This window comes from Paenibacillus oryzisoli (assembly GCF_001653565.1).
GTDB lineage: Bacteria > Bacillota > Bacilli > Paenibacillales > NBRC-103111 > Paenibacillus_E > Paenibacillus_E oryzisoli.
The window spans coordinates 63,786-79,493 of the sequence record NZ_LYPB01000094.1 but is presented as its reverse complement, the minus strand read 5'-3'; the positions used below and the strand labels follow the sequence as shown (position 1 = coordinate 79,493).

Here is a 15,708-nt window from a genome sequence, read left to right as displayed (position 1 = left end):
ACTTAAGAGACAGGAGGCAACAACGATGTATAAAGAGCAAATGCCGGACGAAGTTTTGGCTCGGATGAATAGGAAGGAACATGTCGTTTTTCTAGATGTGCGGGAACAAGATGAGTGGGAGTCCGGTCACATCCCAGGTGCCAAACATATTCCGTTAGGGCAAATCGCAAGGGCGCTAAATGAAATAGATAGGGAACAAGAAACAGTAGTCGTCTGTCGCAGCGGAAACCGCAGCGGGCAAGCTTGTGATTTCCTATCTTCCATGGGATATAACGTGCTCAACATGCCAGGCGGCATGTCGAAGTGGACTGGAAAAAAAGCGTACGGCAAATAAGATAAATATAAAATTGGAGGTCATGTTCATGTCAACCCTGCAAGTGAATCGAGTAATCGAATGTGAAGGTCTTGCTTGTCCGTTGCCAGTCGTTCGCACGAAAAAGGCGATAGATGAAATGAAAGCAGGCGAAGTATTGGAAATACGCGCAACAGATAAAGGCTCGATAGCCGACCTGAAAAGCTGGTCCAACCGTACAGGACATCAGTACGTAGGATTAAAAGAGGTAAATGACGTGTTTCACCACTTTATTCGTAAAGCAGAGTCCGCGGATACCAAGGCAGATCAAAAATATCCCCATACCGCTACAAATCAGGAGCTTCAAACCAAGATTACTTCCGGGGAAGCGGAAGCCATCCATATCATTGATGTTCGGGAACCCGCGGAATATGCATTTGGACGCATTCCAGGTGCGATCTCAATTCCGCTAGGGCAATTGGAAGGCAAAATAACAGAGCTTGATCCAAGCCAGGTTTACTATGTCGTTTGCCGTACGGGAAATCGAAGTGATATGGCCTGCCAAATCCTATCCGACAAGGGGTTTCATCATGTTAAGAATGTAACGCCTGGCATGACGGAATGGATTTATGATCAAGAACAAGATCAATCATAAAAAGGAGAGAAGCATAATGGCAAACTTAGTTGTAGATGCAAAAGGTCTTGCTTGTCCGATGCCGATTGTTAAAGCAAAAAAAGGGATTGATTCTCTGGAGTCTGGACAAATTATGGAGCTTCAAACAACGGATAAAGGTTCTATGAAGGACTTTCAAGCTTGGGTAAACCAAACGAAACATGAACTCCTTGAATCCAAAGAAGACAACGGTGTATTTACCTTTTTAGTAAAGAAAGGGTAAGGAAATTAAAAAAAGGCTACCACTTCATTAGTGGTAGTCCTTAAAAGAGAAGTAGAATTTTTTTTGCCTTATTAAATACCCGTATGGGTATGTTGAATAGAAAAGGGGATGACTTTTGTGATAGAAAATAAAGAAAAATCAACGATTGTACTTTTTAGCGGTGAATTGGACAAGGCGATTGCTGCATTTATTATTGCCAACGGTGCAGCTGCTTATGACCATGAAGTCACGATGTTCTTTACCTTTTGGGGACTTAATGCGTTACGTAAAGATGAATCTGTTCTGGTCAAAAAAGGCTGGCTGGAGACCATGTTTGGCAAAATGATGCCGCGTGGTGCGAACAAGCTGGGGTTATCTAAAATGAATTTCGGCGGACTAGGTCCTAAGATGATTAAGTATGTGATGAAAAAGCATAATGCCCTAACATTGCCGCAGCTCATTGAATTAGCACAAGAGCAAGGAGTTAAGCTAGTGGCTTGTACTATGACGATGGATTTGCTTGGCTTGCAAAAAGAAGAACTGCTCGATGGGATCGAGTATGCAGGGGTAGCAGCTTATTTAGGTGACGCGGCAGATGCCAAAGTGAATTTATTTATTTAAAAGCAAGGTGGTGAGAATCCAGATAGGGGAGAAAGCTATGGATTATGGATGGATACTATTATTATTCGGTATTGGTTTTATAGGGTCTCTCATTTCTGGCATGGTTGGAATTGGCGGTTCCATCATCAAGTATCCGATGCTCCTGTATATTCCGCCAGCCTTGGGGTTTGCGGCATTTACAGCTCATGAGGTTTCGGCAATTAGTGCGGTTCAAGTCTTTTTTGCCACACTTTCAGGCATGATGGCCTTTCGAAAAGGAGGGTATATCAATAAATCGCTCGTGATCATCATGGGGGGGACTATCGTTGTTGGCAGTTTTATTGGAGGTTACGGTTCGAAACTTCTATCCGACTCCTTCATTAACATTACCTATGCAGTACTAGCTCTTGTCGCAGCGGTGATGATGTTTCTTCCCAAAAAAGGACAGGAAGATATGGACTTTGGCAAGGTGAAGTTTAATAAACCAGTTGCAGCGATCTTCGCGGCTATTATCGGCGTTGTTTCAGGTATTGTGGGAGCGGCGGGCGCGTTTATTACCGTACCTGTCATGCTGGTTATTTTGAAAATTCCGACACGTGTAGCGATTGCTTCTTCCCTTGCCATTACCTTTATCTCATCGATCGGCTCAACTGCCGGTAAAGTAGCGGGAGGACATATGCTTCTTATTCCGTCGATTGTTATGGTTGTTGCAAGTACCATCGCAGCTCCAATTGGGGCGAAAGTCAGTAAAAAATTGAATCCCAAGCTGCTTCAGTGGATATTGGCTGGTCTAATCGTAGCTACAACGGTGAAAATATGGATGGATATTCTCGGCAAATAAGAATTCCTAATTTTTTTCTACTCTTTGGAAACCCTAGTACTTAGGGGCTAGAAGACTAGGCAAACAAGCAGGATCAGGGAGATGTTCCATTATACCGCTGATACGAACAAATCCGTAGAAGAAGCGATCGAGACGTAAGCAACCAATCATTTACCATTGATTCTATTAGTCCAGTCACTGGCGTATACTTAATTATGTGTACTAGAATCAGATAAAATGAGGTGCATACGTTGAAAGCATTGAAGATTGTACTAACTAAAAAATCCCTAAGCCTCACGCTTACTCTTGGCTGCGCGTTTCTGTTGATGACAGCTTGCAGCGAGGAGCCGGCAGCCGCGCCAACGCCAAGCCCACAAGCCGTCTCCTCGACGTCTTCGGCCACGCCAACGCCTGCTGCTCAGTCTGTTAGCACAACGGTAGAAACGCAGCTTCCTTACAAATTTCCGTTAACTGGTTTGCCAGCCGATTACGAGGTGAAGACCCGTCCCTATATGGTCATGGTCGAAAATGCGCCGCAAGCCCGGCCTCAAACAGGCCTCGATCAGGCCGACATCGTCTATGAAATCCTAGCCGAGGGCGAGATTACTAGATTCGTCTCGGTGTTCCAGAGCCAACCAGCAGCTGTGATTGGTCCTGTGCGCAGCATTCGGCCTTATTTTGTGGAGATTGGCGATGCGCTGGATGCGATTATTGTACATGCCGGCTGGAGCCAGGATGCGATGGATATGATGGCAGGCCGCAATCTGGCCCATCTCGATGAAGTGTACGGCGATGGCGCCTACTATTGGCGTTCCACGGATCGGAAGCCACCGCACAATCTCTATACCTCTGTGGCTAAAATGAAAAAAGGTGCCGAGGCGCGCAAGTTCCGCACCGAATGGAATGGGCCTTTGCTCACATTCGCTAAGGGGGGGCAGGGCAAACTCACGGGCGCAGCCGTTCATTATATTCAAATCCCTTATCTCATGGGGTATTTCGCATCGTATGAGTATGATGCTGCCAAGGGTGTTTATATGCGTTCGATGGAAGGAAAACCGCATCTCGATAAGGAAACCAGCAAGCAGTTGCAGACCAAGAATCTGCTTGTCCTAGAGAGCAAGCATCAGATCATCGACAAAGAAGGGCGCCGAGTTGTTGATGTGTTCGGGCCGAACAAGGGCGTGATCTTCCAAGATGGGTTGTCCCAAGCGATCACGTGGGAACGCAAGAATGGCATGCTTCGCGCCTATGCGAGCGATGGCAAGGAAGTGCCGCTGCTGCCGGGCAACACGTGGGTGCAGATCGTACCGGAGGGGACGAAGTTGAAGATGGAGTAGTCCTGTTTCGTCATGTTTTACAAACCCTTTACATTCCCTTAATCACAGGCAAACACTGAGATCCTATGATTACTAGTCATAGGAGGGATAAGATGAAGACTTTAAGACGTAAAATTTCGATACCCGCTTATTTCATCATCATTGTGCTGGTGTTCGGCCTACTGGGTGTTTATTCAGTATGGGGGCAAGAAGATGTGGTGAAAGGTACGGTGGCAGGGAATGCGGCTAAAGCTGCAGAAGTTGGTGAAGTTGATCCATTCATTAATGGCGTTAAGAAAGTAGTCTGGTGGCACTCCATGAGCGGTGAGAACGGTCAAGTGGTGGACCGGCTCGTAACTAACTTCAATGCCGCACATAAGGATATTAAGGTGGAGGCTGTATTTCAGGGCTCCTACTTCGATAGTTTGACTAAGTTAAGAGCATCCATTGGATCCAATTTGGGTCCAACCATGATGCAGGTGTACGATATCGGCACGCAATACATGATCGATTCTAAGGCGATTACACCGATTCAGACCTTCGTAGATCAGGACAAGTATGATGTGTCCCAAATGGACGAAGCCATACTCAATTATTATCGGGTGGCGAATACGCTGTATTCAATGCCCTTTAACACGTCTAACCCTATTCTGTATTACAACAGGGATCTGTTCAAAGCGGCAGGACTAAACCCGGATCAACCGCCAGTTCTCTATACAGACCTTGCCCAAGTAGCGAAAAAAGTAACAAGAGACGGTGTGTCCGGCGCCTACTTCGGCACGCATAGTTGGTACATGGAACAGCTCATTGCCAATCAGGGCGCTGAGCTGGTGAACGCTGGCAACGGGCGCGATGGCGTAGCAACGGAGTGGCAGTTGAATGGTGAAGCGGGCGTCAAGGCGCTTACTTGGTGGAAGGGCTTAGTTGACAGTAAGGCGGCCATTCACTCGGCAGGTAAGAGCGATGAATCCAAGAAAATGTTCGCCGAAGGGAAGGTCGCTATGATCTTCGATACAACGGCTGGACTACGAGATATCCTCGATTCCGTTAATGGGAAGTTCGAAGTTGGCACGGGCTTCTTTCCCAAGCCAGCCGATAGTGTTGGCGGTGTAGTGGTGAGCGGGGCAAGCAACTGGATCCTGAATAATAAGTCGGAGGCAGAGCAGCAGGCGGCATGGGCATTCATGAAATATTTGTCCGAGCCTGAACAGCAGGCGTTCTTCCATGTCAACACAGGCTACTTCCCCATTACAGAGAAAGCGTATGAGCTGCCGATCGTACAAGACAATATGAAACAGTTCCCACAGTTCAAGACAGCCATTGAGCAGCATAACGCCGCCAAGCACAATCAAGCGACACAGGGCGGGGTTCTGGGGGTCTATCCAGAAGCGAGAAAGCTGACGGAGAACGCCATCGGCCAAGCGCTGAGCGGGCATAAAACGCCGCAGGAAGCCCTCGATGCAGCAACAGCAGAAATTAACGCCAAGATCGATGCGTATAATAGGACGTTGAAGTGAAGTAATGGAGGGCTGGGTAAACCGGGCGCATTGGAATCCCCTAAGTCGAAAAATGCGACTTACTGCAACGAATACATTTCGCTGGACTCCTCCCACTGATGCTACGGTTGCGTTATTAAGAAAAACCTGAGGCAGCCCTCAGGTTTTTCTTGAATTTATAAGTATTCATAGTGCGCGAAGGTAAATAGATGGATTTTGTACAGTTATTTTCGGGGATTTTGCGTGCAGATGCTCAATAGATGGAAAAAGTACAGTTAATTTTAGATAGTTACCCAATTTGAACGAAAAAGGGTTGATTTAGCTACATATTTTCCAGTTAAATCGAGTTTTTAAAGAAATTCCTCGCAAATAGCTACATATTTTCCAGTTAATACAAATGTAGCTGAAACCTTGTTAGTTAGAGGTTTTTGTGGAAATACAGAATGTGATAAGGCGGCTATATATCCTCATTGTAAGAGGTTATGTAGCCGCCTTTCTCATGCCCTTCTATCCAACAAATGTGTTCGACGGTACTCGCCAGGCGAAGAGCCTGTGCGACTCTTGAACATGCGATTAAACGAAGAGATGTTGCGGTAGCCGACTTGAAGGCCGATGTCTTGGATGTTGGAGTCGGTCTGGATCAGCAGCTCTTGCGCGTATCCTACACGCCGATCATGCAAATGTTCCATGAAGTTGGCGCCGGTTTTCTCTTTGATATACGTAGAGAGGTAAGAACTGCTCAGTGTAAGCTGATCAGCGAGAACATCGAGTGAGAGATCGTCCGCATACTGATCTTTAATGACGTTAAGCACATGATCAATGATGGGATCATGGGTCTCTTTCTTCTCACGGATGAGGTGAGTGACGATACGGAAATAAGCTTCGAAGCTTATTTTGTACTCGTCTAGTGTACAGCATTCCTCTAATTGAAGCAGGATGGACCGCAGCTGCAAGGTATCGTCAGCTGGTACTTTGTAATGGTCAAGGACCATTTTGGCCTTATCAGTTACGGCAAGCACCATATGCTTAAACGTATCCACGGAGGCTTCCTTCTGGTCTAGCTCGTCTAGCCAGGGGAGGAAGAGGTCCAGCGTTTCCTGTTCTTTGCCCGATTTCAGCGCTGCGGTCAATTCTTGCTCCTGCGTGAGGGTCAGGAAGTAGGTAGCACGATCTGAACGATACTCAACGACAATTTGCGTCTCTTCCAGCAAGCGAGCTTGCGCAGCTAATTCGTTCACCTGTCGGTAGGCATGACCGAACTGCAGGGAATGCTCGAATGCCGAACTGATAGCGGCTGTCACTAGACAGTACCGACGCTCTTCGTCTAAGGCACTCTTCAACTCTTCGAGCATCCCAAGGATGCGTTCACGTTCGTTGCCAGGGAACACCGTTAGAAACTGATGATGTTCCATCTGCAACGTATGGGCATCCCGAAAGCGCTCATCTGTAATACGTTTGAGCTGCTCGCCAATCGTTTGTGAGAGGTGTTCTCTACTCATCGCGACTTGGGTGAAAGCGGGTGAGCGAAAGCGCAGCTCGTACAATACGATGGTGTAAGTCCCCTCGGTACCTTGAATATGCTGCCATTCATGGGGGTCAGGGTGGATATTTTTCAGTTTATTCATGAAATGATAGTTAATTAATTCCGATTGTTGATCTTGCAGCTCCTGCTGAATCTCGCCTTTTTCTTGAATCAGTTGACGGACTGGTTGATGAATTCGTTTGCTGAAAAAGAGCGAGACCATGAAGGCGATGGCGATAGATACGCCTAACAGAATCATCATAAGATTATCCAAACGAAGAATTCTAGATGTGAATTCAGGACTCGTCATCTGCATGACGTAACGTAAGCCATCTTCATCTTGATACGCAATAGCGACCGGATTTGAATCTTTATTTGTCTCGTTTGCTTGGTCTGCCTCGTTTCTCGTACTTGCCCCATTTGCCATAGCCAATTTATTCGTCGCATAAATAACCGTTTGATTCGGCCCCACGATCGTAATGTCCAGATCCGGATATTCTTTCAGCATCGCATCACGCAAGCGATCACCGTCGATCATAGCAATCATCATGTTGTCAGCGAGCGCAGGCTTAATGGAATAAGGAATTAACATTCTTCCTGTTGACTCACCTGCTGGGGAGGGGCTGCCAAATACAGTCGCTGGATGAAGCACATAATTGTCACTGCGCTCAAACTGGGATTGCCAGTAAGAGAGTGGGTATATGGAGCTTCGATAGATGCTGTTGAATAAATCGACCGTTGTTCCAGGACCGAGCTTGCTCAGGGCCAGATTCGTGGATCGGAACATGAGGATCATATTATCGACATATAGCTCCGAATCGCTTGCAATGCTCTGGATGTCCAGGACAATAGGACGGGTAGAGAGGGACTCGGAATCCTTTTTTAAAATGACTTGATTGTTAAGGGTAATAACCGACTTTTCGGTAAATTGCTTATACAGGGCTTCTCTCACTTTATCTAATTGAAACTGGTAGCGCTCAGCCACCTTCTGCAGGGTAAGACGATTCTGTGCGATCATCTCACTGCGGAGGTGGTTTTTGACGAGCCAGAAAATCAAGAGATTAAATGAACAGAAGATAAGAATCAAGATCATAAAGCTAGCTAGGATGTTTCGAAATAGGGATCTCTGTAGGGAGAAAAGTTTCATAAGTCGCAGGCTCCTTCTGATTGTTCCGCTGCTGCCTTGCTTCCGGCGAGTTATATACCTTAATTGTAGATGAAATCTGGCGTGAAAGGTATGGGCTTTTTATTGGAAGCTGGGCGCTTTTATGTATTTTCCACTTTATAAAAGCTTAAAAGAAGAATCGTAACAATCGCGCAGGAACGCAAATCATGTGTATAGGCAAGCCCTGGGGGGCTGGATATGATAGGCATGTATCAACGGAGGCTCATGGGAAGGAGAGGCAGGCATGGCGGTATTAAAGTAAGTGCAAATGAATCCATAAGGGGAAGAACACATGCGCAGTAGAACAGAGTTGAACATTAGGAAGAGCTTCTTCGTGTTCCTTTTGGCGATCATCGTTAGCATAAGTGTAGCTAGTACGGTAGGAGCGCATGCTTCATCGAGCGGTTACTCCGATATACAAGTAGGCTCAGATACGATGCAGTATCATCTGTCTTTAGTCGAACACGACCTTCTACAAATCTTTCCTGACAAGGCAGATGGCGGAGACAAGATAAGTGATAAACAATTATCAGCCTCCTTGGGGGCATTAACCAAGCTAGTGGATGACGGCATTATTGTAACGGGGGATGGCAAGGTTGGAACGGCAGTCATTGTCAGCGCTAAGCATGAGAAGCGCGCCAGCATGGATATGATTGGCATTGATATCCGGTACAAGTTCGCTGCTCCAGTGAAGCAGTATCTCGTGCAATATAACTTCTTCTGGTACAGCGGGGTTGATCCAGCCCATAGCAATTATGCCACGATTCAAGTGGGGGGGCAGACGATTCAGCAAGTACTTGGCAGTCAGAATTATATTGTGCAGATCCAAGGTCCTGGGGCAGGGGCAGGAAATCCGACGATGGCATCAGCGCTAGCAAGCAAGCCTATAGTTGATATTGCTGCTGCTAATTCTTGGCAGAATACGCTGAAGACTTATGTCCTTATGGGGATGGAACATATCTGGTCAGGGCTTGATCACATGCTCTTTCTATTCGGGTTACTGCTAGCTTCTGAACAAAAAGTAGCCAAAATTGTGAAGTTGATTACAGCTTTTACCGTAGGTCATTGTATCACGCTGGTTCTATCCTCGTTGGAGATCGCTTATCTGTCACCCAAAATTGTTGAGCCTTTAATTGCGCTTAGCATTTTGTATATTGCCTTTGGGAACATATGGAAGAAAAAAGAGAGCGCACGTGTAACGGTCACCATGCTGTTCGGATTAATCCACGGCTTCGGATTCGCTGAAGTGCTGCGAGGTACACTGTCTGGGCAAATGGCGCTGCCGTTATTCTCCTTTAATCTAGGCGTCGAAATTGGACAACTTGTCGTCGTAGCAATTGTGATTCCAGTTCTTCTGCTGCTTCGCCGCGTGCCGCTCAAGATCAATTGGAATTTATATGCTTCAGGCATCATTGGCGTATTCGGACTGTACTGGTTGATTGAGCGAATTGTTTCTCAATAGATAGGAATAGATTAACAATCATTTGATAATGAGAGGGCGTTACTACGTGTATAAAAAAGATTTCAAACGATGGGTTTCCGGGATGACTGTATTCGGAATGATGTTCAGCATGCTGGCGCCTATGGCAGTTGCAGCGGACAACGGCGTTCAAGTTAGCGCTGTGGACTATTCGAAGGTGCCGAAACTTCTGATTACTGAACTGGTGCCAGATACGACAAATGTAACTGGGGTTTCTTCAGATGCTTATGAGTTTATTGAGGTGTACAACAATTCAGACAGAACGGTGGACTTCAAAGATTACAACTTGGTGTACCGTAATTCAGGTGCAGATACAATTTGGCCAGCTTCGTATAAACAAGTACCTTACGGGAGTATGCCGATTCCAGCGCAATCCTCTATCGTATTTTGGGTAACGAATGCAGATAATGTGGAAGAAACACCAGCTAAGTTTAATAGTACCTTTACTTCCAACCTGCAAGAAGGCGTGAACCTCTTCCGTGTGGAAGGTGGGGGCGGTATGAGTAACGCAGGTCCTCGAGATTTGGTTATTCAAGAGAAAACCGGCAGCGATATTTCCATTGCGAGTTACCAAAATGATAATCAAACGAAAGTGAATAAAGGTATTTTCTATAAATATCCCGTAAATGGTTCGAAAAATATGGTGATGTACGGTTCAGGTGAAGATACAACGCCAGCAAATGCAACGCCAGGCATTATCGATCCCACTCAAGTACCACCAATTCCACGGACGTATTCAGAGCCTCCGGTTATTACCCACATGCCGGTTACGCAAGCGGACCAAAAGTTGGATGTAACGCTGCAAGCGCAAATCTCCAATCCTGAGCAGAGTGAATCCGTAACCGCGGCCGTTTATTTTAAAACAGGTTCTCAGGCTGCCTATGATTCGGTACCTATGACGGTACTAGGCTCCACCCAGTATCAAGCAACGATACCTAAGGAAAAGCTGTTGGATACGCCTTTGAAATATTACGTTCAGGCGGATGACGGTTATAGTACGATACGATCCAACGTGTATAGTGCGACCGTGGCTATCGATAAAACGGATTTCACCAAGATCCCACCGCTTCTCGTAACGGAAATTGTACCCGATTCTAAGAATGTGGGCACCGCGGATGGTTATGAGTTTATTGAAGTATACAATAATACGGATAAAGCTATGAATTTCAAAGATTATCAATTGATTTACCGTTACCCAGATACGGGACCTGATGCAGATGTCATTTGGCCAGCAGACAAAGAAGACATGATCATTCCTTCGAAAGGTACACTTGTCTTCTGGGTAATCAACGCTCAAAATGAGGGTACTCCTGTGGATGCCTTCAATGGGAACTACCATTCTAATTTGGTTGAGGGTACCAATCTTGTTCGCGTACATTCCGATGGTATGTCGAATAGCGGAAATCGAGGTATCGTCATTGCTACAAATACAGGTATTGAAGTCTCATCCGCGTACTACGTATCAGGCGATGCCAAGGCGGATATGGGGATATTGTATAAATACCCGGTTAATGGTAGTACAACGATGACGAAATATAGCTCGGGAGGATTAGTTGCGGCAACGCCAGGAACGGTTGAACAAATCCAAACACCACTCCAAAGCGTGATTGTGAAAGCAGATACGATCAAACCGACGCTAACCGATTTAACCAAAGAGACCAGTATAGATCAATCCAAGGATCTTGAGATGATCGGCGATGCCAAAGATGAAACATCGATAAAGACCGTAGCGCTCTATTATAAAACCGAAAAACAGTCGGATTATACGAAGAAGTATTTGAAAGAAAGCTTTGCGGATACGTTATATCACTATACGGTGTTCTCGCCGGAGCTCATTGGTAATACGTACTTAGACTATTACTTTGTTACTTCGGATGGTCAGAATGAGAGTACGTCAAGCACCAAGCGCGTTGCCATTACAGGTGGCTCAGATCACTCAGCCCTGCGTTTGAATGTGAAAGACGGCGATGTGATTGCCAAACCCAAAGTGATTAGAGGAACAGGCGAAGGGTTAAGTGCAGATGATCTGCAGCTTGCCATTGATGGCAAAGCACTAACGCAATCAACCTATCATGCGGTTGAACATGACGCGTATATTGCATTCGAAGTGACGGGTGTAAATTATTATTTTAAAAATGCGATCACCCAAGATAAGGACATTCTCTTTACATTCCAAGATACTGTGAATAGCTATACAACACTGTCTACGAAGATTCAAGCGGACAGATTGAAGGAAGGCAGCAACGTATTTTCTATCCGAGCGGGTTCGAAGGCTTCGCCTTTCGATGACCGACCAGCGGAGAATAAAGATAATTTTGACGTGAAGAACGTACGTTTAGTACTGGCTGATGGTACGGTGATTTATGATGCGAAGAACAATGATCCGGCCAAGGTTATCAAAATGGGAGATTCTTCAGGGAAACCTCCAGTAGTCGATTTCGATTTCAACATTCCTGGGGATAAGTTGGCATCTAAAGCTTATGTTTGGGATACTGCAGCTACAAATGATGGTCAACATCAGATTACGGTGAGCCATGGTAATGACAAAGCTACATCAACAGTGACAGTCGATAATACAGCGCCAGTGATTCAACCTTCCGTTGAAGAAGGCGTTATGTATCGTGGAGACTTCAGCCTGGATGCAGTGATAACTGATGCATTTGCTGGCGTGGACAAGGTAGAGACTACCCTCGACACCCTGCCAATCACGTTGCCATATGCCACATCATCTGCGAAGCTTCCAGGTGGGATGCATGTATTCAGCATCAAGGCTGTCGATAAAGTAGGTAACGTGCAAAATGTGACGATTAATTTCGAAGTGCCGAATGAAAACCCGAATCTGCCTGAACAATTGACACCAGGGCAAGGCGCTGTGGACGTAGATCGTAATGCTCCGTTGAGCGTTAAAGTATCGGATCCCATGAATGATGAAATGGACGTAAGCTTTAATCAAGGTTATAAATACGATGCCAGCGTGCAGGGGCAATTCGCCGGGTTCCGCAACGCCGTAGACACCGAGCCGCCTAGACAGGCAAAGCCGGATGGTGAGACTGCCTTTACACAAGAGGATTACACTAAAATTAGTGCATTGGATGGGCGGTATCTGGTGGATGATTCCGACGAGAAATTCCCGTATCAGCGCTTTGAAATCTCATTGGACGATGCGATCAAGAGTACGGATCAAGTGGAAATTAACTGGAAGGGCAAGTCGCTGGAAGGCCGGAAAGTTACATTATATGCATGGAGTCCTAGCGGTCAGAAATGGAACGCACTACAAACGGTTATAGCGGGCACAGCTGATTTTGAGCTGCAAGCTACGGTAGCTGCAGGTACGTATGCCAACAACAAGAAGATTCAAGTGATGGTTCAGGATGAAATTGCAGCAACCACAGTTCAAGCGAATGCGGATGCGGCAGCGGATTATGATTTCTCATTTGTATGGATGTCGGATACGCAGTATTACTCGAAGACCTATCCGTATATCTATCAGGAGATCGTGAAATGGATTGCGGATCACAAAGTAGATAATAAAATTAAATATGTCATTCATACCGGTGATATCGTCGATATCGCAGACCAAGAATATCAATGGATAGAAGCAGATAAAGATATGAAGGTTTTGGAAAAGGCCAACATTCCTTATGGGGTACTGGCGGGTAACCATGACGTGGGCCATCAAAATAATGATTACAGTTATTATTCCAAATGGTTCGGGGAAGATCGCTTCAAGGATCAGCCCACGTACGGCGAATCCTACGAAAACAACAAGGGACATTATGACCTTGTATCCTCCAACGGTAATGATTTTATCGTCGTTTACATGGGTTGGGGTTATGGTGACAAGGAAATTGACTGGATTAACGAGGTTTTGAAAAAGTACCCGAATCGGAAGGCGATTCTGAACTTCCATGAGTTCATGCTAGTTTCCAATAATCGCGCGCCAATGGCGGAAAAAGTATTCGAACGCGTGATCAAACCGAATAAGAACGTTATTGCGGCGCTTTCGGGCCATTATCACGATGCAGAGTTGAAAGTCGACGCGATTGATGATAACAACGACGGAGTAGCCGATCGTAACGTGTATCAAATGCTTGCTGACTACCAAGGGGCACCAGAAGGTGGGCTTGGTTATATCAGACTGATGCAGTTTGACATGGCACATGGCAAAATCAACATGAAAACTTATTCACCGCATTTGGATGATTACAATTACTATGATCCAGCCGAGTATCCTGGCAAAGATGAGTTTTCCATTGATTTGAATTTGCAGCCTGTTACGAAACGTGTTGCTACGGACTATTTCGGAGTAAACGTGTATACGGATCATGTGATCGGCAGCATGAATCATGTGAAGAGCGGTGAAGTTGCCGGGGTCATCTGGAAAGATCTAGCGCCACTGACCAGTTACCAATGGTATGCGGCGGCCATCGATATGTATGGTGGGGTAAAGAAATCAGATATTTGGAGGTTTACTACGGGGACAACATCGACTGAATATATGACCGGTCTAAGTCTTAGCAGCGGAGATCTGAACGAGCCCTTCTACTTCTCAAGAACAAGCTATACGCAGAGTGTGGTTAACAGTGTAGATCGCTTGAAAGTCACACCAACGCTTACCAACGAAATTGCAAGCGTAACGGTGAACGGAAAGACGGTACGAAATGGTCAAGCGAGTGAAGAGATCCCGTTAAGCCTAGGAGACAATACGATTACGATTGTCCATACAGCAGCGGACAGCTCGACTAGAACGTATACGATTCATGTTACAAGGATGAGTAACAATGTCTTGCTTTCCAACATCGCGGTTAATCAAGGCAGCTTGAATCCGGCATTCTCTTCGGCCCAACGTGATTATGCGGTAGGCATATCTAACGCCGTCTCTGAGGTGAATCTATCTATAACCAAAGAGGAAAGCTATCAAAAGCTTACGGTAACAGGTGCCGAGTATACAGCTGTTACAGACAATGTATATACCTACAAAGCGGCTAATCTTAAGGTCGGGGCTAACCCAATTGAAATAATGGTCGAAGCGCAAGATGGTACGAAGAAGCCGTATAACCTGACGGTTTACCGTGCTGAAGATTCTTCGTCGGAACCCTATTATCCAACACCACCAACGACACCGATTGACGATAAAGTGACCTCGACAGACGGAACTTTAACACTTCCAATTGGAAAAACGGGCGAAGTGAGTTATAAGAACGAGGTTTCTATCTCGATTCCGGCGAATGCTTCAACGAAAGAATTGAAGTTAACCATTGAAAAATTGTCAGGAACAGATAACCTATTAACGAATCATGAGGTTCTAGCAAGTCCAATCTATGAGATTCTCAAAAACTTTACAGAGAACTTCAGTAAACCGGTTACGTTGACGTTTGCTTTCGATCCTACAAGTGTGAAAGCCGATCAACGAGCATCTGTCTTCTACTTCGATGAAGTCAATCAGAAATGGGTGGAAGTCAAGGGTGGTAAAGTCAATGGCAATCATATTACTGTAGACGTTAATCACTTCACAAAATATGCGGTCATGGCTACTTCCAAAGAAGATGGTAAGCCTGGATTAGATGAATCGAATCTGACGGATATTAAGGGACATTGGGCAGAGGCCAACATCCGCGAGTTGATTGGGCAGGGAGCAATCAATGGCTATCCAGATGGCACATTTAAACCGGAAGGCCGTATTACAAGAGCCGAATTCGTCTCTATCGTTGTCAAATTCTTAAAGCTCGGCGATCAGAGCGGTAAAGCGGCGTTCAGCGATACGACGAACCATTGGGCGAAGAATGCCATTGCCACAGCGGCAGCTAGTGGCATCATCTCAGGCTACACCGATACGACATTTGGTCCGGATGATACGATTACCCGCGAGCAAATGGCTGTCATAATTGTACGTGCAGCACATATGAATGATAAAGGCACAGAGGGCACGGGATTCACCGATAACTCAGCGATATCGGAGTGGGCACAGGGAGCAGTAGCTGTCTTGACTTCGAAAGGGTTATTGAATGGTTACCAAGACGGCACCTTGAAACCGCAAGGGGTATCAACGCGTGCGGAGGCTTCAGCAATTATTTTAAGATCATTGAAAAAATAGCAACATGTAAAGAGGCTCCTCCGTCTATGAAGACGGGGAGCCTTTTAT

Annotated in this window: 10 protein-coding genes; 9 read left to right on the top strand and 1 reads right to left on the bottom strand. The window is 45.9% G+C overall.

Annotated elements, in window-relative coordinates:
* Positions 1-25 precede the first annotated feature (25 nt).
* The 7 genes from A8708_RS33705 (at position 26) to A8708_RS33675 (ending at position 5,420) form a co-directional block, all read left to right on the top strand.
* The gene (locus A8708_RS33705) at positions 26-334 is read left to right on the top strand and encodes a rhodanese-like domain-containing protein (RefSeq protein ID WP_068671301.1); all 309 of its coding nucleotides are present in this window, start codon (positions 26-28) and stop codon (positions 332-334) included.
* 28 nt (positions 335-362) lie between these two features.
* Positions 363-947 carry a sulfurtransferase TusA family protein gene (locus tag A8708_RS33700; protein ID WP_338044260.1) on the top strand — a complete coding sequence of 195 codons (585 nt, stop codon included), beginning with the start codon at positions 363-365 and terminating at the stop codon, positions 945-947.
* A 16-nt stretch (positions 948-963) separates the two neighbouring features.
* Positions 964-1,188 carry a sulfurtransferase TusA family protein gene (locus A8708_RS33695; protein WP_068671297.1) on the top strand — a complete coding sequence of 75 codons (225 nt, stop codon included), beginning with the start codon at positions 964-966 and terminating at the stop codon, positions 1,186-1,188.
* A 117-nt stretch (positions 1,189-1,305) separates the two neighbouring features.
* Entirely contained in the window at positions 1,306-1,788 is a 483-nt protein-coding gene (locus tag A8708_RS33690) for a DsrE/DsrF/DrsH-like family protein (protein WP_068671295.1), read from the top strand.
* A gap of 37 nt (positions 1,789-1,825) precedes the next feature.
* On the top strand, positions 1,826-2,608 hold the full coding sequence (locus tag A8708_RS33685; protein ID WP_068671293.1) for a sulfite exporter TauE/SafE family protein: 783 nt from the start codon (positions 1,826-1,828) through the stop codon (positions 2,606-2,608).
* Between the two features lie 230 nt (positions 2,609-2,838).
* Positions 2,839-3,924: a DUF3048 domain-containing protein gene (locus A8708_RS33680; RefSeq protein ID WP_082927980.1), complete on the top strand. Its 1,086-nt coding sequence runs from the start codon at positions 2,839-2,841 to the stop codon at positions 3,922-3,924.
* A gap of 92 nt (positions 3,925-4,016) precedes the next feature.
* Positions 4,017-5,420 carry an ABC transporter substrate-binding protein gene (locus A8708_RS33675; protein ID WP_068671291.1) on the top strand — a complete coding sequence of 468 codons (1,404 nt, stop codon included), beginning with the start codon at positions 4,017-4,019 and terminating at the stop codon, positions 5,418-5,420.
* A gap of 476 nt (positions 5,421-5,896) precedes the next feature.
* On the opposite strand, the gene A8708_RS33670 is transcribed toward A8708_RS33675, so the two are convergent.
* Entirely contained in the window at positions 5,897-8,068 is a 2,172-nt protein-coding gene (locus tag A8708_RS33670; RefSeq protein ID WP_068671289.1) for a helix-turn-helix domain-containing protein, read from the bottom strand.
* A 310-nt stretch (positions 8,069-8,378) separates the two neighbouring features.
* On the opposite strand from A8708_RS33670, the gene A8708_RS33665 reads away from it, so the two are divergent.
* Positions 8,379-9,548: a HupE/UreJ family protein gene (locus A8708_RS33665; protein WP_068671287.1), complete on the top strand. Its 1,170-nt coding sequence runs from the start codon at positions 8,379-8,381 to the stop codon at positions 9,546-9,548.
* A gap of 46 nt (positions 9,549-9,594) precedes the next feature.
* The gene (locus tag A8708_RS33660) at positions 9,595-15,660 is read left to right on the top strand and encodes an S-layer homology domain-containing protein (protein WP_068671285.1); all 6,066 of its coding nucleotides are present in this window, start codon (positions 9,595-9,597) and stop codon (positions 15,658-15,660) included.
* The last annotated feature ends 48 nt before the right edge of the window (positions 15,661-15,708 follow it).